This is a genomic window from Pseudomonas sp. HS6-2 (assembly GCF_049325675.2).
GTDB lineage: Bacteria > Pseudomonadota > Gammaproteobacteria > Pseudomonadales > Pseudomonadaceae > Aquipseudomonas > Aquipseudomonas putida_N.
In genome coordinates, this window is sequence record NZ_CM143906.1 from 564,631 (window position 1) to 581,298 (window position 16,668).

The following is a 16,668-nucleotide window of genomic DNA, read 5'->3' on the forward strand; positions in this document are numbered from 1 at the left end:
ACTCCGCGGCCATGAACAGAACACTCTATACCTTGCTGTTTCACCTGGGCCTGCCGCTGGTTGCGCTGCGCCTGTACCTGCGCGCGCGCAAGGCACCGGCCTACGGCCAGCGCATCGGCGAGCGCTTTGCCCGCAACCTGCCGGCCATGCGCCAGGGTGGGATCTGGGTGCATGCGGTATCGGTTGGTGAAAGCATTGCCGCCGCACCGATGGTGCGTTCGCTGCTCAAGGCCTACCCGGACCTGCCGATCACGCTCACCTGCATGACCCCGACCGGTTCCGAGCGCATTCGCGCGATGTTCGCCGATGAGCCGCGCATCCAGCATTGCTACCTGCCCTACGACCTGCCATGGGCGGCCGGACGCTTTCTCGACCATGTGCGCCCGCGCCTGGGCATCATCATGGAAACCGAGCTGTGGCCCAACCATATCCACCAATGCGCCAGGCGCGGCATTCCGGTGGCCCTGGCCAATGCCCGACTGTCCGAGCGCTCGGCCCGTGGCTACGGGCGCTTTGCCAAGCTGACCCGGCCGATGCTGGGCGAAATGAGCCTGATCGCCGTGCAGACCGAAACCGAGGCTCGGCGCTTCCGTGACCTGGGCGCGCGCCCCGAGTGCGTGCAGGTGACCGGCTCGATCAAGTTCGACCTGAAGATCGATGAGCACTTGCCGCCTCGTGCCAGGGCATTGCGCGAACAGTGGGGCGCCGACCAGCGTCCGGTGTGGATCGCTGCCAGCACTCACGAGGGTGAGGATGCCTTGATCCTGCAGGCGCACCGGCAGTTGCTGCAGGTGCATGGTGATGCGCTGCTGATTCTGGTGCCGCGTCATCCTGAGCGGTTCGATGCCGTGCATGCCTTGTGCACCGAGCAGTTCGCCACGGTGCGCCGCTCCGCCGGCACGTCGGTGGATGCCCGGACGCAAGTGCTGCTGGGTGACACCATGGGTGAGTTGCTGTTTCTCTACGCCTTGGCCGACATCGCCTTTGTCGGTGGCAGCCTGGTGGCCACGGGCGGCCATAACCCACTGGAGCCCGCGGCATTGGCATTGCCGGTGCTCATGGGGCCGCATGTGTTCAACTTCCTTGAGATCAGCGCGATGCTGCGCGAGGCGGGGGCGTTGCAACAGGTCGATGATGCCGACGGGCTGGCCGAGGCGGTGCGTCGCTTGATCGAGCTGCCCCAGGATGCGCAGCGCATGGGCGAGGCGGGCAGGGCGGTGATGCGGGCCAACCAGGGCGCCTTGCAGCGCTTGCTGGATGGGCTGGGCAAGTTTCTTGGCTGACTCTGGTGTTGGCGCGTCGCGGGCGTGCCCGCGAAGCGCCAACACCTGCCTCAAGGCCTGCGCTCAAAGTTCTTGGCAGCCGCTGCAGCCAGGTCCGGTGGCAGGAAGTCCTTGTCCGGGTTGTAGTCCGGCTTGAGGTACTGCTTGAGGTCCTGCAGGTCCTGCGGGCTCAAGGTCCCGGCCGCCTGCTTCAGGCTCAGGTTGTCGAGAATGTAGTCATAACGGCTGTTGTTGTAGTCGCGCACCGAGGTGTACAGCTGGCGCTGGGCGTCGAGCACGTCGACGATGTTGCGGGTACCGACCTGGTAGCCGATCTCGGTGGCTTCCAGGGCGCTCTGGTTGGAAATGATCGACTGCTTGCGCGCCTGCACCTGCTCCACATCGGTGTTCACCGCGCGGTGCAGGTTGCGGGTGTTCTCCACCACCTGGCGGCGCAGGCTTTCGCGTTGCTGCTCGCTCTGGCTCAAGCGCTGGTAGGCCTCGCGCACCTGCGAGCTGGTCAGGCCACCGCTGTAGATCGGGATGTTCAGCTGCAGGCCGACGGTGGTCTGCTCCACGTCACCGCTGTAATGCACATTGGGCAGCGCAGCCGAGTTGCTGAAACCCAGGTTGTCGTTGTCGCCTTTTTGGTACTGAGCCACCGCATCGAGGGTCGGAGCGTGGCCGGCCTTGCGCTGGCGCAGGGTTTCTTCGGCGGCGGCAACGGCATGGTTGGTGGCAAGCAGGTTGAGGTTCTGGCGACCAGCGGTTTCTACCCAGGCCTTGGCGTCGTTGGGAGTCGGCACCTTCACCGGAAGTGTGTGGACCACACCCTGGATCGAGCTGTATTCGCGGTTGGTCAGGGTGACCAGGGCCTCGAAGGCATCCTGTACCTGGCGCTCTGCGACGATCCGGTTGGCCCGGGCGGTGTCGTAGCTGGCCTGCGACTGCAGCACGTCGGTCTTGTCGGAGAGGCCGACGTCGAAACGTTCGTTGGACTGGTCCAGCTGACGCTTGAACGCCGCTTCCTCGGCTTTGGTCGCCGCCAGGTTGTCCTGGGCACGCAGCACGGTGAAGTAATTCTGCGCAGTCTGCAGGATCAAGTTTTGCTCGGTCGCCGACAGTTGCAGTGCCGCCTGCTCGTTGACCGCTTCGGCAGCCTGCAACTGGAACCAGCGATCGGCGCGGAAGATCGGTTGCGAAAGGGTCGCGCTCCAGCTGTTGCCGCTGCGGTTGATGGTCGTCGAAGGCTGGTCGAGCTTGGTGCGGGTATTCTGCATCTCGGCACCGGCCGAGAGGTTTGGCAACAGGCCGGCGCGGGCCTGCGGCACGACTTCTTTCTGGGCGCCATAATCGGCACGGGCGGCAGCAAGATCGGCGTTGTTGTCGACCGCTTCCTGGTAAACACTGACCAGATCGGTCTTTACCGTCGTGGGCATGTCCGCTGCCCAGACCACTCCGTTGGACGCACAAGACACGGCTATCGCCAGTGAAAGTTTGCGCAGCATAGAGGCAATCCTTGTACGAAATTTAATTACTGAACTGTTGAGTATCGAGCGACGGGCCAGTGTAGTGCCATGCGCACCCGTCAACAATCATAGGCTGTGCCTTTCATCTCCCCTGCGTTTTACCCGCTTGGCTTTGCCGACCACTCCAGTCTAGACTGCGGATGTTCTTGTCGGGGTGCCTTGAAGCAAAGGCTGAGATCGCAGAGGTGCGGATCCCGTTGAACCTGATCAGGTTAGCGCCTGCGTAGGGAACAAGATTGCTCGCCTTCCCGGGGAGCCTCTTGTGCCAGGTCCGGGAATGTCGCAGCTGCATGCAGCTTCAGGCACCCCCATATCCGGCACTGCACCCATCAAGGGTGCGTCCACGTCTTTCAGGTTCACCCCGACATTCCACTGCTAGGAAGCCGTCTGGAGAGCCTGTAATGACCAAACAAGAAAAAACGATCAACCTCAGCGAATCGGCGCAAGTCGATCAGCAGTCCGTGCAACCGTTCCCGCGTTCGCGCAAGGTCTACGTCGAAGGCTCGCGCCCGGACATCCGTGTGCCCATGCGCGAAATCAGCCTGGACGACACCCCGACCGACTTCGGCGGCGAAAGCAATGCCCCGGTACTGGTCTACGACACCTCCGGCCCGTACACCGACCCCAACGTCATCATCGATGTACGCAAGGGCCTGGCCGATGTGCGTTCGGCCTGGATCGACGCGCGCGGTGATACCGAGCGCCTGGGCGGCCTGAGCTCCGACTTCGGCCAGCAGCGTCTGAACGATGCCGAGCTGGCCAAGCTGCGCTTCGCCCACGTGCGCAACCCGCGCCGGGCCAAGGCTGGCGCCAACGTCTCGCAGATGCATTACGCCCGCCAGGGCATCATCACCGCCGAGATGGAATACGTGGCCATCCGCGAGAACATGAAGCTGCAGGAAGCACGCGCTGCGGGCCTGCTCGACGATCAGCATGCCGGCCACAGCTTCGGTGCCAACATCCCGAAAGAAATCACCCCGGAATTCGTTCGCCAGGAAATCGCCCGTGGCCGAGCGATCATTCCGGCCAACATCAACCACCCGGAAGTGGAGCCGATGATCATCGGCCGCAACTTCCTGGTGAAGATCAACGGTAACATCGGCAACAGTGCCCTGGGCTCCTCGATCGAGGAAGAAGTGGCCAAGCTGACCTGGGGCATCCGCTGGGGCTCGGACACCGTCATGGACCTGTCCACCGGCAAGCACATCCACGAAACCCGCGAGTGGATCATCCGCAACTCGCCCGTGCCGATCGGTACAGTGCCAATCTACCAGGCGCTGGAAAAGGTCAATGGTGTGGCCGAGGACCTGACCTGGGAGCTGTTCCGCGACACCTTGATCGAACAGGCCGAGCAGGGCGTCGACTACTTCACCATCCACGCCGGTGTGCTGCTGCGCTACGTGCCGCTGACCGCCAAGCGGGTCACCGGTATCGTCAGTCGTGGTGGTTCGATCATGGCCAAGTGGTGCCTGGCGCACCACAAAGAGAACTTCCTGTACACGCACTTCGACGAGATCTGCGAAATCATGAAGGCCTATGACGTCAGCTTCTCGCTGGGTGATGGCCTGCGCCCAGGCTCGATCGCTGACGCCAACGACGCCGCCCAGTTCGGTGAGCTGGAAACCCTCGGCGAGCTGACCAAGATCGCCTGGAAGCATGATGTGCAGTGCATGATCGAAGGCCCCGGCCACGTGCCGATGCAGCTGATCAAGGAGAACATGGACAAGCAGCTGGAGTGCTGCGACGAGGCGCCGTTCTACACCCTCGGCCCGCTGACCACCGACATCGCTCCGGGTTACGACCACATCACCTCCGGGATTGGTGCGGCAATGATCGGCTGGTTCGGTTGCGCCATGCTCTGCTACGTCACGCCCAAGGAGCACCTGGGCCTGCCGAACAAGGATGACGTCAAGACCGGCATCATTACCTACAAGATCGCCGCCCATGCCGCCGACCTTGCCAAGGGCCATCCGGGCGCACAGATTCGTGACAATGCCTTGTCCAAGGCACGCTTCGAATTCCGCTGGGAAGACCAGTTCAACCTCGGCCTGGACCCGGACACCGCACGCGCCTTCCACGACGAGACCCTGCCGAAGGAATCGGCCAAGGTTGCGCACTTTTGCTCGATGTGCGGGCCGAAATTCTGCTCGATGAAGATCACCCAGGAAGTGCGCGAATACGCGGCCAAGATCGAGGCCGTGGACGTGACGGTCGAGCAAGGCATGCGCGAGCAGGCCGAACGGTTCCGCCAGGAAGGCAGCCAGCTCTACCACAAAGTGTAAGAACGCCACCATTCCCTTTGTGGGAGCGGCGGTTCGCCGCTCCCACAAAGGGGTGGCCAATGTCTCATCAATTCTTCCTGCGAATATAACAATGACATCACCCAGCCAATTCTCCCCCGACTACCCGGTCCCCACCCACCAGCGCATCTTTGGCGCCCGTGACCTGTTCTCGCTGTGGTTCTCTCTGGGCATCGGCCTGATGGTCCTGCAGGTCGGTGCCATGCTGGCCCCTGGCCTTGGCCTGGCCGGCGCGGTCCTGGCTATCGCCCTAGGCACCGGTGTCGGTGTGCTGCTGCTAGGCGCTGCCGGGGTCATTGGCAGTGATACCGGCCTGTCGGCCATGGGCACCTTGAAGCTGAGCCTGGGTAGCCATGGCGCGCGCTTGCCGGCACTGCTCAACCTGTTGCAACTGGTGGGCTGGGGCGCCTTCGAGATCATCGTCATGCGCGATGCTGCCAGCCTGCTGGGCGCGCGGGCGTTCGGCGAAGACAGTGCCTGGAACAGCCCGATGCTCTGGACGCTGTGCTTCGGTGGTTTGGCCACTCTGCTGGCGGTCAGCGGCCCGTTGGCGTTCGTGCGCAAGGTGCTGCGTGCCTGGGGTATCTGGCTGCTGCTGGGGGCGTGCCTGTGGCTGACCTGGAACCTGTTCGCCAAGGCCGACCTGGCTGAGCTGTGGAGCCGCGCCGGGGATGGTTCGATGTCGCTGGCCGTTGGCTTCGACATCGCCATTGCGATGCCGTTGTCATGGTTGCCGTTGATCGCCGACTACTCGCGTTTCGCCCGTAACGGCAAACATGTATTCGGCGGAACCGTCCTGGGCTACTTCATCGGCAACACCTGGCTGATGAGCCTGGGCGTGGCGTACACCCTGGCCTTTGCCGCCAGCGGCGAGGTCAATGCGCTGCTGCTGGCCCTCGCGGGTGCCGGCATGGGTATCCCACTGCTGTTGATCCTGCTGGACGAGTCGGAAAAGGCCTTTGCCGATATTCACTCGGCTGCCGTTTCCACTGGCGTGCTGTTGCCACTGAAGGTCGAGCACCTTGCCTTGGCCATTGGTGTGCTATGCACCCTGATCGCCTTGCTGGCGCCATTGGCCCAGTACGAGAACTTCCTGTTGCTGATCGGTTCGGTGTTCGCGCCACTGTTCGGCGTGGTGCTGATGGACCACTACGTGATCCGTCGCCGTCGTCTGCCGACCCAGGTCGGTGGCTTGCACTGGCAGGCGCTGCTGGCCTGGGTGGTGGGTGTGGTGGCCTATCATGTGATCGCCGCCAAGGCACCGGAGCTGGGCGCTACCCTGCCAGCACTGCTGCTGGCAGGTGGGTTGCATGGCCTGCTGAGTTTCAGCCGCGGCCGGGAAACAGCTCAGGCTTGAGCACGCCGTTCAGGCGTGGGTAAGGGATCTTCAGCTCCACGTGGCCCATGGAGTAGGGCGCGATGGCGTAGACCTCGTACTTCACCACCACAGCGCCGTACGTCAGGGCGATGTGCGGCGAGCGCTTGAAGGGCCAGGTCTTGACGAACTCGGCGTCCTTGTCCATGCCCACGCTGATCAGCCAGGCACGGTGCGACTCTTCCACGGTCTTCCAGAAGGTTTCTTCCTGGCCTGGCACCAGCATGTCCTGCAGGGTCAGCACCTTGTCCAGCTTGCGCGAATAGTTGATGAAGCCGCGCCCCGGCATGCCGTGGGCACCGCCGCTGTCGAGGTAGCTGGACAGCTCGATGATCACCAGCCCGTCATGCTGCTCGCGTACCTTGGCTTGCAGGTAGCTGCTGTTGCGTTTGTCGGCACTGGCCAGGTATTGCTGCTCGTAGGCCTGGAGGGTGCTTGGCGCGGTGCCATGCTGATTGTCTTCGGTCAGTTGCAGCAGGCGCTTTTCGACGATGGCGTCGAGCTTGGGCTGGGCCGGGAAGTGCACGGTGTCAATGTTCACCAGCGGGCAGTCACTGGCGCTGCAGCCGGGTTTGACGTGCTCCCAGGCATCACGCTTGACCTCGAGCGGGGTCCGGTAATTGGGTGCGAACAGACTCTGGCAGGCGCCCAGAGCGAGTGCCAGCACGGCCACGGAAGTCAGTTTGACAAGTGTCATGATGATCCTTGCAGAACAGGGAAAAGTCGGCCTTTGACCGTCTGCGCGGCCTTCAGTTCGCCACTAAGCTAACAGAGTGAAGGCGTGCTGTCCCGAGTGCACGAATGGTTGCCGGAAAGGGGTGAAACGGGCAACCGTGCAGAGTAGGATGGCGCGATGCGGTAATTGAGGTAATGAGGATTTCCATGTCAGACAGGTTGAATTCGGTGCCCAAGGCGGTCGAGATCGTCAAGCGGGCCAACTGCTTCAAGGGCTTCTACAAGCTCGACAAGGTGCAGCTGCGCCATGAGCTGTTCGCGGGTGGCATGAGCCGTGAGATCAGCCGTGAGCTGTTCGTGCGTCACGATGCGGTCTGCGTGTTGCCTTACGACCCGCTGCGCGATGAGGTGGTGCTGATCGAGCAGTTCCGTGTCGGCGCCTTGGGCAAGGTCGACAACCCTTGGCTGATCGAGATGGTTGCCGGGCTGATCGACAGGGAAGAAGAGCTGGAAGACGTCGCGCATCGCGAAGCCGAAGAAGAAGCCGGGCTGGCGATAGGCGCCCTGTGGCCGATCACCCGTTACTTCCCTTCACCCGGCGGCAGTGATGAGTACGTGCACCTGTACCTTGGCCGCTGCACCAGTGAAGGCGCGGGTGGCCTGCATGGCCTGGAAGAAGAAAGCGAGGACATACGTGTACGCGTGTGGTCGTTCGACGATGCAATGCAGGCCGTGCGCGATGGTCAAATCTGCAACGCGGCGACCATCATCAGCCTGCAGTGGCTGGCGCTGAACAAAGATGAAGTTCGAGGTATGTGGAAGTGAACCTCTTGCGTGAGCGTTATCGGGTTGATCTGGCCGGGCTGCAAGCAGCCTGCGAGGCCAACTATGCCCGGCTCATGCGCCTGCTGCCTGATATGCGTACAACCCAGAGTTCGCGGCGCATCGGCATGACCCAGGGCGACCAGATGCTCGGCGTGCTGGTGCTCGATGTGCTGCTGGCCTGTCCGTACACCACTACTTTACGCGTGCGCCAGGAGCACAGCCTGCCCTGGCTGCCGGTGCCGCACCTGGAGGTGCAGGTGTATCACGATGCGCGTATGGCCGAAGTGGTCAGCGCCGAGCATGCCCGCCGCCTGCGCAGCATCTACCCGTACCCCAACGAGGCCATGCACCAGCCGGACGAGAAGGCGCAGCTCAATCTGTTCCTCGGCGAATGGCTCAGCCATTGCCTGGCCTGTGGTCACGAATTGGCAAGTGTGCGCTGAAATGTGACCTGGTTCGGGTGTGAGTGTTTGCTCGCAGCCGTTCCAGCGCCATAATTCGCGCAGTACCCGTTCGAGGAGACGGCCGTTGCCGCACCCAGACTCTTCCCCTGCGCCCGTGCATGTGGTGCAACTGACCGATGCCCACCTGTTCGCCAACCCGGCGGGCACCTTGCTGGGCCTCAATACCCGCGACAGCCTGCGCCATGTGGTGGCCCAGGTTCGTCGCGAGCAGCCGCGTGTCGACTTGCTGTTGTGCACCGGTGACCTGTCCCAGGATGGCAGTGTTGCGTCGTATGAAGCGTTCCGAGAGCTGACCGGCGAATTTGCCGTACCGACTCGCTGGTTGCCGGGCAACCATGATGAAGCCAAGGCCATGAGCGAGGTCGCGCCAGAGCTGGTGCAGTCGGTGACCGACATCGGCAACTGGCGCGTGGTCATGCTCAACACGGCGGTGCAGGGCGCTACCCATGGATTGCTTGAACAGAACCAGTTGTCGACCCTCGATGATGCTCTGGCCTCGGCCGGCGAGCGCTATTGCCTGGTGTGCTGTCACCATCAGCCGGTGGATATCGGTTGCGCCTGGATCGCCCCGATCGGTTTGCGCAATGCCGATGAATTGTTGCAGCGGTTGCGCGGTTATCCACAGGTGAAGGCGTTGCTTTGGGGGCACATTCATCAGGAGTGGGATCAATGGCGCGATGGCTTGAGGCTACTGGCCACGCCGTCGACCTGCATCCAGTTCGCGGCGGGTAGCGAGGACTTCAAGGTCAGCGAAGAACAGCCGGGTTATCGCTGGCTGCGCCTGCATGCCGATGGGCGAGTGGAGACTGGGGTGGAGCGGGCCACTGATTTTGAAGTGAAACTTGACTTCAATAGCGCGGGATATTGAAGAGCCCCGGGCTGCGCTGCAGTCTCAGCCTTTTGAAGAAATTGTTGCGAAATTGGCCATCCGGCGCCAAAACCCGGCGAACGCGCTACACTGCGCGTCCCTGCGCCCGCACGATCGGGCGCGAAGCCACAGATTCCGGGGGCAGCATGTCGGGTTCCATCCTCTATATCCATGGCTTCAACAGCTCGCCAGTGTCCACCAAGGCGCGCCAGCTCGTGGCGGTGATGCAGCAGCTGGGCCTTTCGCAGCAGCTGCGCGTTCCGGAATTGCACCACCACCCACGCCAGGCCATGGTCCAGCTCGAAGCTGCCATCGCCGAGCTCGGGGCGCCCCTGCTGGTCGGCAGTTCGCTCGGCGGCTACTATGCCACCCATCTGGCCGAGCGCCATGGCCTGAAAGCCTTGCTGGTAAACCCGGCAGTCACCCCGCACAAGCGCTTCGACGGTTATCTGGGTGCCCAGCGCAACCACTACACTGGCGAGACTTGGGAGCTGACCCTGGACCATGTGCAGGCCCTGGCCGAACTGGAAGTGCCGGCGCCGACCGACCCAGGCCGCTATCAAGTGTGGCTGCAGACCGCCGATGAAACTTTGGACTATCGCCACGCCGAGCAGTATTACCGGGCTTGCGCGCTGCGCATCCAGGCTGGTGGCGACCACAGTTTCCAGGGCTTTGCCGAGCAGATGCCAGGCCTGCTGGCCTTCGCCGGCATTGCCCGGCAGCAGTATGCGGCGCTCGATTTTTCTGTATTTTGATCTTTTTGCATTCACCAGACTGACGACGAGAATCCATGGCCAATCCCAGCGCTAGCGCCTATAACGCAGACGCCATCGAAGTCCTCTCCGGCCTCGACCCGGTGCGTAAACGCCCGGGCATGTACACCGATACCAGCCGGCCTAACCACCTGGCCCAGGAAGTCATCGACAACAGTGTCGACGAAGCCCTGGCCGGCCACGCCCGGTCGGTGCAGGTCATTCTCCATGCCGACCACTCGCTGGAAGTCAGCGACGATGGCCGTGGCATGCCGGTGGATATCCACCCTGAAGAGGGGGTGTCGGGCGTTGAGCTGATCCTCACCAAGCTGCATGCCGGCGGCAAGTTCTCCAACAAGAACTACCAGTTCTCCGGTGGCCTGCACGGCGTGGGTATTTCGGTGGTCAACGCCCTGTCGACTCAGGTGCGCGTACGCGTCAAGCGCGACGGCAACGAGTACCAGATGACCTTCGCCGATGGCTTCAAGGCCAGCGAGCTGGAGGTGGTCGGCACGGTCGGCAAGCGCAACACCGGTACCAGCGTGTACTTCAGCCCCGACCCGAAGTATTTCGATTCGTCGAAGTTTTCCATCAGCCGTCTCAAACACGTGCTCAAGGCCAAGGCCGTGCTGTGCCCGGGCCTGCTGGTCAGCTTCGAGGACAAGGCCAGCGGCGAGAAGGTCGAGTGGCACTACGAAGACGGCCTGCGTTCCTACCTGGTCGACTCGGTCAGCGAGTTCCAGCGCCTGCCCGACGAGCCGTTCTGCGGCAGCCTGGCGGGTAACAAGGAGGCCGTCGACTGGGCCTTGCTGTGGCTGCCCGAAGGCGGTGACAGCGTTCAGGAAAGCTACGTCAACCTGATCCCCACCGCCCAGGGCGGTACCCACGTCAACGGCCTGCGCCAGGGCCTGCTCGATGCCATGCGCGAGTTCTGCGAATTCCGCAACCTGTTGCCGCGCGGCGTCAAGCTGGCGCCGGAAGACGTCTGGGAGCGCATCACCTTCGTCCTTTCGATGAAGATGCAGGAACCCCAGTTCTCCGGCCAGACCAAGGAACGCCTGTCGTCCCGTGAGGCCGCCGCGTTCGTCTCCGGTGTGGTCAAGGACGCCTTCAGTCTGTGGCTCAACGCCCACCCTGAGCTGGGCATGCAGCTGGCGGAACTGGCCATCAGCAACGCAGGCCGTCGCCTCAAGGCCAGCAAGAAGGTCGAGCGCAAGCGCATTACCCAGGGCCCGGCGTTGCCAGGCAAACTGGCCGATTGCGCCGGGCAGGACCCGATGCGCGCCGAACTGTTCCTGGTCGAGGGTGACTCCGCCGGTGGTTCGGCAAAGCAGGCCCGCGACAAGGAATTCCAGGCCATCCTGCCGCTGCGTGGCAAGATCCTCAACACCTGGGAAGTGGACGGCGGCGAAGTCCTGGCCAGCCAGGAAGTGCACAACATCGCCGTGGCCATCGGTGTCGACCCGGGCGCGGCCGACCTGTCGCAACTGCGCTATGGCAAGATCTGCATCCTCGCCGACGCCGACTCCGACGGCCTGCACATTGCCACTTTGCTCTGCGCATTGTTCGTCCAGCACTTCCGCCCGCTGGTCGAGGCCGGCCATGTCTACGTTGCCATGCCGCCGCTGTACCGCATCGACCTGGGCAAGGACATCTACTACGCCCTCGACGAAGCCGAGCGTGACGGCATCCTCGACCGCCTGGTGGCCGAGAAGAAGCGCGGCAAGCCGCAGGTCACCCGATTCAAGGGCCTGGGTGAGATGAACCCGCCGCAGCTGCGCGAAACCACCATGGACCCGAACACCCGGCGCCTGGTCCAGCTGACCCTGGACGACGTGCAAGGCACCACCGAGATCATGGACATGCTGCTGGCCAAGAAGCGCGCCGGCGACCGCAAGAACTGGCTGGAAACCAAAGGCAACCTGGCTGAGGTACTGGTTTGATTCGTCTGTTGGTCGCGGCCTGCCTGGCGCTGGTTGCCTTGCCGAGCCTGGCGGGCAACTGGCCGGAGCTGAAGCTGGCCTCCGAGCACCCGATCGAGGGAATGCGTGGCGGCAACCTGTCCGGCCTGGTCGAGTGCCGGGGCGGGCTCTGGGGTGTTTCCGATCGTGATGACGACCGCATTTACCGCTTCGACCAGCAGGACGCCGTCTGGCGCGCGCAGCCGCTGACCTTCACGCCACCCCCCGTGCCCGAGAGCGGCCTGCCGTGGGGGTTGAAGTCGCGTAACTGGGCGGCCTCCTACGTGCGCGGTGGCGAGCTGGATTACGAAGGCATCACCTGCGATCAGGCAGGCAATCTCTACCTGGTCAGCGAGGCCCATGCGGCGGTGTTGCAACTGCCTGCCGGGGGGGAGCCGGAGTGGCTGAAGATCGACCCGGCGATGGTGCGCCAGGCCCGTGCCAGCGGCATGCTGCTCAACTTCAATGCCTTGTTCGAAGGCCTGGCCATCAACCCGGAAGGTGATCGCCTGTGGCTGGCGGCCGAGCGCGAGCGGCGCGGCCTGGTGGCCATCGAGCGCCAGCAGTCGGTGTGGACCTGCGGGCGCAGCTGCGTGTTGCTGAGCGAAGCCGGGGTCGAGATGCAGCCACCGCAGATGCCCAACCCCCGGGCACTGTCGCGTGACTTTGCCGACCTCGCCTGGTTCGAGGGCAAGCTGTTCACCCTCGAACGCAATGCCTACCGCGTGTGCCGGCGCGATGCCACCGATGGCAAGGTCGAGCAGTGCTGGTCGTTCGCCGCCGAGGCATTGGTGCCGGAACGCCGCTACGACCAGCCGTATGGCCTGGCCGAAGCGCTGGTGATCGATGCCAAGGGCGCCTGGATCGGCCTGGACAACAACAACGGTGATCGCGCCGACGGCGAAAGCCGGCCGATCGTCTGGCGCTTCGAGGCACCGCAGGGCGGCTGGAGCGCCACCCCATGAGCCAGCCACCGGGCAAGCGCGCCGGCAAGGTCCTGATGATCCTCGCCTGGGCGGCGGGGCTGTTTCTTGCCACGCGCTTCTTCGGGCAATGGGAAGACCACGAGCGCAACCCGAACACCCAGGTGCAATCGTCCCATGGCGACGGTTTCATCGAAGTGCGCCTGCTGAGCAATGGCCAGGGGCACTTCGTGCTGGACGGCGCGATCAACGGCCAAGTGGTGCATTTCATGCTCGATACCGGAGCCACCGATGTGGCGATCCCGGAGTCACTGGCCAAGGACCTGAACCTGCAGCGTGGCAGCCCGGTGATGCTGAGCACCGCCAACGGCCGTACCGAAGGCTACCGCACCCGGCTGGATGGCCTGCAGTTGGGTGATATCCACCTGCAGAATGTGCGCGCCCTGGTGGTGCCGGGCCTGGACGGGCAGACCGTGCTGCTGGGCATGAGCGCCCTGAAACAACTTGAATTTACCCAGCGCGGCGGCACCATGCTGCTGCGCCAGAACCTGAAATGACGAGGCCCGCATGAGCGACTCACTGGAACTCAGCCTGGACGGCGTCGAACGCCGCTCGCTGGCTGACTTCACCGAACAGGCCTACCTCAACTATTCCATGTACGTGATCATGGACCGGGCCTTGCCGCACATCGGCGACGGCCTCAAGCCGGTGCAGCGACGCATCGTCTATGCCATGAGCGAGTTGGGGCTCGATGCCGACGCCAAGCACAAGAAGTCCGCCCGTACCGTCGGCGACGTGCTCGGCAAGTTCCACCCCCACGGCGACTCGGCCTGTTATGAAGCCATGGTGCTGATGGCGCAGCCGTTCAGCTATCGCTATACCTTGGTCGACGGCCAGGGCAACTGGGGTGCGCCGGACGATCCGAAGTCGTTCGCCGCCATGCGTTACACCGAGGCACGCCTGTCGCGTTATTCGCAAGTGTTGCTCAGCGAAGTGGGCCAGGGCACCGTCGACTGGGTGCCGAACTTCGACGGCACGCTGGAGGAGCCTGCAGTACTGCCGGCGCGCCTGCCGAACATCCTGCTCAACGGTACCACCGGTATCGCCGTGGGCATGGCCACCGACGTTCCGCCACACAACCTGCGTGAAGTGGCCAGCGCCTGCGTGCGCCTGCTCGACGAGCCCAAGGCCACCATCGAGCAACTGTGCGAGCACATCCAGGGCCCGGACTACCCGACCGAAGCTGAAATCGTCACCCCGCGCGCGGAAATCCAGAAGATCTACGAAAGCGGCCGCGGTTCGATCCGCATGCGCGCTGTGTACCGCGTCGAAGATGGTGACATCGTGGTCACCGCGCTGCCGCACCAGGTCTCCGGGGCCAAGGTGCTGGAGCAGATCGCCGCGCAGATGCAGGCCAAGAAGCTGCCGATGGTCGCCGACCTGCGTGACGAATCGGACCACGAGAACCCGTGCCGTATCGTCATCATCCCGCGCTCCAACCGCGTCGATGCCGACGAACTGATGCAGCACCTGTTCGCCACCACCGACCTTGAGAGCAGCTACCGGGTCAACGTCAACATCATCGGCCTCGACGGCCGTCCGCAGCTGAAGAACCTGCGCGCGCTGCTGCTGGAGTGGCTGGAGTTCCGCACCAACACCGTTCGCCGCCGCTTGCAGCACCGCCTGGACAAGGTGGAAAAGCGCCTGCACCTGTTGGACGGCTTGCTGACCGCGTTCCTCAACCTGGATGAAGTGATCCACATCATCCGTACCGAAGAGCACCCCAAGCAGGCCCTGATCGAGCGCTTCCAGCTCACCGAGATTCAGGCCGACTACATCCTCGAGACCCGCCTGCGTCAGCTGGCGCGCCTGGAAGAGATGAAGATCCGAGGCGAGCAGGACGAACTGCTCAAGGAGCAGGCCAAGCTGCAGGCCCTGCTGGGCAGCGATGCCAAGCTGCGCAAGCTGGTGCGTAGCGAGCTGATCAAGGACGCCGAAACCTATGGCGACGACCGCCGCTCGCCAATCGTCGAGCGCGCCGAAGCCAAGGCCCTGTCGGAAAACGAGCTGATGCCGACCGAGCCGGTCACCGTGGTGCTGTCGGAAAAAGGCTGGGTGCGTTGTGCCAAGGGCCACGACATCGACGCGACCGGCCTGTCCTACAAGGCCGGCGACGGCTTCAAGGCCGCTGCTGCAGGCCGTTCCAATCAGTTTGCCGTGTTGATCGACTCCACCGGGCGTAGTTATTCGGTGGCCGCACATACCCTGCCATCGGCGCGCGGCCAGGGCGAGCCGCTGACCGGGCGCCTGACGCCACCGCCTGGAGCGACCTTCGAATGCGTGCTGCTGCCAGACGATGATGCACTGTACGTGGTGGCCTCGGACGCCGGTTACGGCTTCGTGGTCAAGGGCGAGGACCTGCAGGCCAAGAACAAGGCCGGCAAAGGCCTGCTCAGCTTGCCTAACGGTGCCAAGGTCATGACCCCGCGCCCGGTGGCCAATCGCGAGCAGGACTGGCTGGCGGCGGTGACCACCGAAGGCCGCTTGCTGGTGTTCAAGGTTTCCGACCTGCCACAGTTGGGTAAAGGCAAGGGCAACAAGATCATCGGTGTGCCCGGTGATCGGGTCGCCAGTCGTGAAGAATTTGTCACCGATCTGGCGGTGGTTGCCGAGGGTGCAACCCTTGTATTGCAAGCCGGCAAGCGTACCCTGTCTCTGAAGCCAGACGACTTGGAGCACTACAAGGGCGAACGTGGCCGACGCGGCAGCAAGCTGCCACGCGGCTTCCAGCGTGTCGACGGGTTGCAGGTGGAACTGCCGGCATAATCCGACGAAATGTCTGGAACGGCAATTTCAGCGCCGTTCCAGGCAGAAATGCTGGAGTCGGGCCGATATTTCGCGGATGATAGTGCCCCTGTGGTGCCGGCGTGGCCGTGTGCCCGATTGAATATCTATCAGTATCACTGCGGTTTGCCTGGTAGCGACCGCCTGGATGGGTTGAATGAAATTCCTGCGCCTTCCATTTGCGCTGTTGATGACGGGTTTGCTGGGACTGAGCGGATGCAGCATGCATCAGCCGGTTGCCCTGTACCAACTCGACAGCGGTGATCCTGGCCAGCCTTCGCAGAGTGCGGGCATGGCCGTGGTGCTCGGCCCAGTGTCGGTAGCCGATTACCTGCAGCGTGAAACCTTCTTGCAGCGTCAGGCCGATGGCAGCCTGAGTTCGGCGACCGACGGTCGTTGGGCCGGCAGCCTGTCAGCAGACATCGATCAATTGCTGGTGCGCCAACTCGCCTGGCGCCTGGATAGCCAGCGCGTGGTGCTGGCCCCGGCCAGCACTGGCTTCACCCCGGACGTGCAGGTGCTGCTGTCGATCACTCGCCTGGACTCGGGCAAGAACCAGCCAGCGATTCTCGATGCGCAATGGCGCCTGCTCGACCGTCGTGGCCATGTGCATGACAACCGTATCGTTCACCTTGAGCAGCCGCACGAGGGCAGCGAGTCGTCCCAGGTTCAGGCCCAGGGGCAGTTGCTGCAGAAGCTTGCCGAACAGTTGAGCACGGCGGTCAAGCCGCTGGCCAATCAGTCTGCGGTTGCCGAAGAAGCACCGAAGAAGCAGGCAGCGCCGGTACAGGTCAAGAAAGGACCGGAGAAGTCGAAGATCCCGATGGCTTCGCCGATTCGCACCGATATGGAAGTCTATCGGTTCTGATCGAACCGCCAGCCACAAAAAA

The 16,668-nt window shown here is 63.5% G+C and carries 14 protein-coding genes and 1 riboswitch; of the genes, 12 read left to right on the forward strand and 2 right to left on the reverse strand.

Features of this window, described 5'->3' with window-relative positions; translation table 11 throughout:
- The first annotated feature begins 11 nt into the window (after positions 1-11).
- Complete coding sequence (gene waaA, locus ACOKS3_RS02540) at positions 12-1,283, forward strand: lipid IV(A) 3-deoxy-D-manno-octulosonic acid transferase (RefSeq protein WP_422763778.1); 1,272 nt, start codon at positions 12-14, stop codon at positions 1,281-1,283.
- A 50-nt stretch (positions 1,284-1,333) separates the two neighbouring features.
- Here the strand turns inward: waaA and ACOKS3_RS02545 are convergent, their stop codons facing one another.
- Positions 1,334-2,770 carry a TolC family outer membrane protein gene (locus ACOKS3_RS02545; RefSeq protein WP_103445923.1) on the reverse strand — a complete coding sequence of 479 codons (1,437 nt, stop codon included), beginning with the start codon at positions 2,768-2,770 and terminating at the stop codon, positions 1,334-1,336.
- Positions 2,771-2,931: 161 nt separating this feature from the next.
- Positions 2,932-3,038: riboswitch (TPP riboswitch) on the forward strand.
- 154 nt (positions 3,039-3,192) lie between these two features.
- On the opposite strand from ACOKS3_RS02545, the gene thiC reads away from it, so the two are divergent.
- Together thiC and cytX are read left to right on the forward strand one after the other, a co-directional pair.
- Complete coding sequence (thiC, locus tag ACOKS3_RS02550; RefSeq protein ID WP_103445922.1) at positions 3,193-5,073, forward strand: phosphomethylpyrimidine synthase ThiC; 1,881 nt, start codon at positions 3,193-3,195, stop codon at positions 5,071-5,073.
- A gap of 91 nt (positions 5,074-5,164) precedes the next feature.
- On the forward strand, positions 5,165-6,448 hold the full coding sequence (gene cytX / locus ACOKS3_RS02555; protein ID WP_422763777.1) for a putative hydroxymethylpyrimidine transporter CytX: 1,284 nt from the start codon (positions 5,165-5,167) through the stop codon (positions 6,446-6,448).
- On the opposite strand, the gene ACOKS3_RS02560 is transcribed toward cytX, so the two are convergent.
- Positions 6,417-7,163 (reverse strand): RsiV family protein, encoded by a 747-nt coding sequence (locus tag ACOKS3_RS02560; RefSeq protein WP_103445920.1) that lies wholly within the window; start codon positions 7,161-7,163, stop codon positions 6,417-6,419. The two genes, cytX and ACOKS3_RS02560, sit on opposite strands and share 32 nt — an antisense overlap.
- A 185-nt stretch (positions 7,164-7,348) precedes the next feature.
- Here ACOKS3_RS02560 and ACOKS3_RS02565 point away from each other — a divergent pair, with 185 nt between their 5' ends.
- The 9 genes from ACOKS3_RS02565 (at position 7,349) to ACOKS3_RS02605 (ending at position 16,646) form a co-directional block, all read left to right on the forward strand.
- Positions 7,349-7,966: an NUDIX domain-containing protein gene (locus ACOKS3_RS02565; RefSeq protein WP_422763776.1), complete on the forward strand. Its 618-nt coding sequence runs from the start codon at positions 7,349-7,351 to the stop codon at positions 7,964-7,966.
- Positions 7,957-8,409 carry a DUF1249 domain-containing protein gene (locus ACOKS3_RS02570; protein WP_103445918.1) on the forward strand — a complete coding sequence of 151 codons (453 nt, stop codon included), beginning with the start codon at positions 7,957-7,959 and terminating at the stop codon, positions 8,407-8,409. Before ACOKS3_RS02565 ends, ACOKS3_RS02570 begins: the two co-directional genes overlap by 10 nt.
- A gap of 85 nt (positions 8,410-8,494) precedes the next feature.
- The gene (gene cpdA / locus ACOKS3_RS02575) at positions 8,495-9,298 is read left to right on the forward strand and encodes a 3',5'-cyclic-AMP phosphodiesterase (protein WP_422763775.1); all 804 of its coding nucleotides are present in this window, start codon (positions 8,495-8,497) and stop codon (positions 9,296-9,298) included.
- Between the two features lie 146 nt (positions 9,299-9,444).
- Positions 9,445-10,053 (forward strand): YqiA/YcfP family alpha/beta fold hydrolase, encoded by a 609-nt coding sequence (locus ACOKS3_RS02580; protein WP_103445916.1) that lies wholly within the window; start codon positions 9,445-9,447, stop codon positions 10,051-10,053.
- Between the two features lie 35 nt (positions 10,054-10,088).
- Positions 10,089-11,993: a DNA topoisomerase IV subunit B gene (parE, locus tag ACOKS3_RS02585; protein ID WP_103445915.1), complete on the forward strand. Its 1,905-nt coding sequence runs from the start codon at positions 10,089-10,091 to the stop codon at positions 11,991-11,993.
- Positions 11,990-12,976 carry an esterase-like activity of phytase family protein gene (locus tag ACOKS3_RS02590; RefSeq protein WP_103445914.1) on the forward strand — a complete coding sequence of 329 codons (987 nt, stop codon included), beginning with the start codon at positions 11,990-11,992 and terminating at the stop codon, positions 12,974-12,976. Before parE ends, ACOKS3_RS02590 begins: the two co-directional genes overlap by 4 nt.
- Positions 12,973-13,491: a retropepsin-like aspartic protease family protein gene (locus tag ACOKS3_RS02595; RefSeq protein ID WP_422763774.1), complete on the forward strand. Its 519-nt coding sequence runs from the start codon at positions 12,973-12,975 to the stop codon at positions 13,489-13,491. The genes ACOKS3_RS02590 and ACOKS3_RS02595 overlap by 4 nt, the downstream gene beginning before the upstream one ends.
- 10 nt (positions 13,492-13,501) lie before the next feature.
- Positions 13,502-15,760 carry a DNA topoisomerase IV subunit A gene (gene parC, locus ACOKS3_RS02600; protein ID WP_103445912.1) on the forward strand — a complete coding sequence of 753 codons (2,259 nt, stop codon included), beginning with the start codon at positions 13,502-13,504 and terminating at the stop codon, positions 15,758-15,760.
- 175 nt (positions 15,761-15,935) lie between these two features.
- Positions 15,936-16,646, forward strand: coding sequence for a PqiC family protein (locus tag ACOKS3_RS02605; protein ID WP_422763773.1), 711 nt, complete (start codon positions 15,936-15,938; stop codon positions 16,644-16,646).
- The last annotated feature ends 22 nt before the right edge of the window (positions 16,647-16,668 follow it).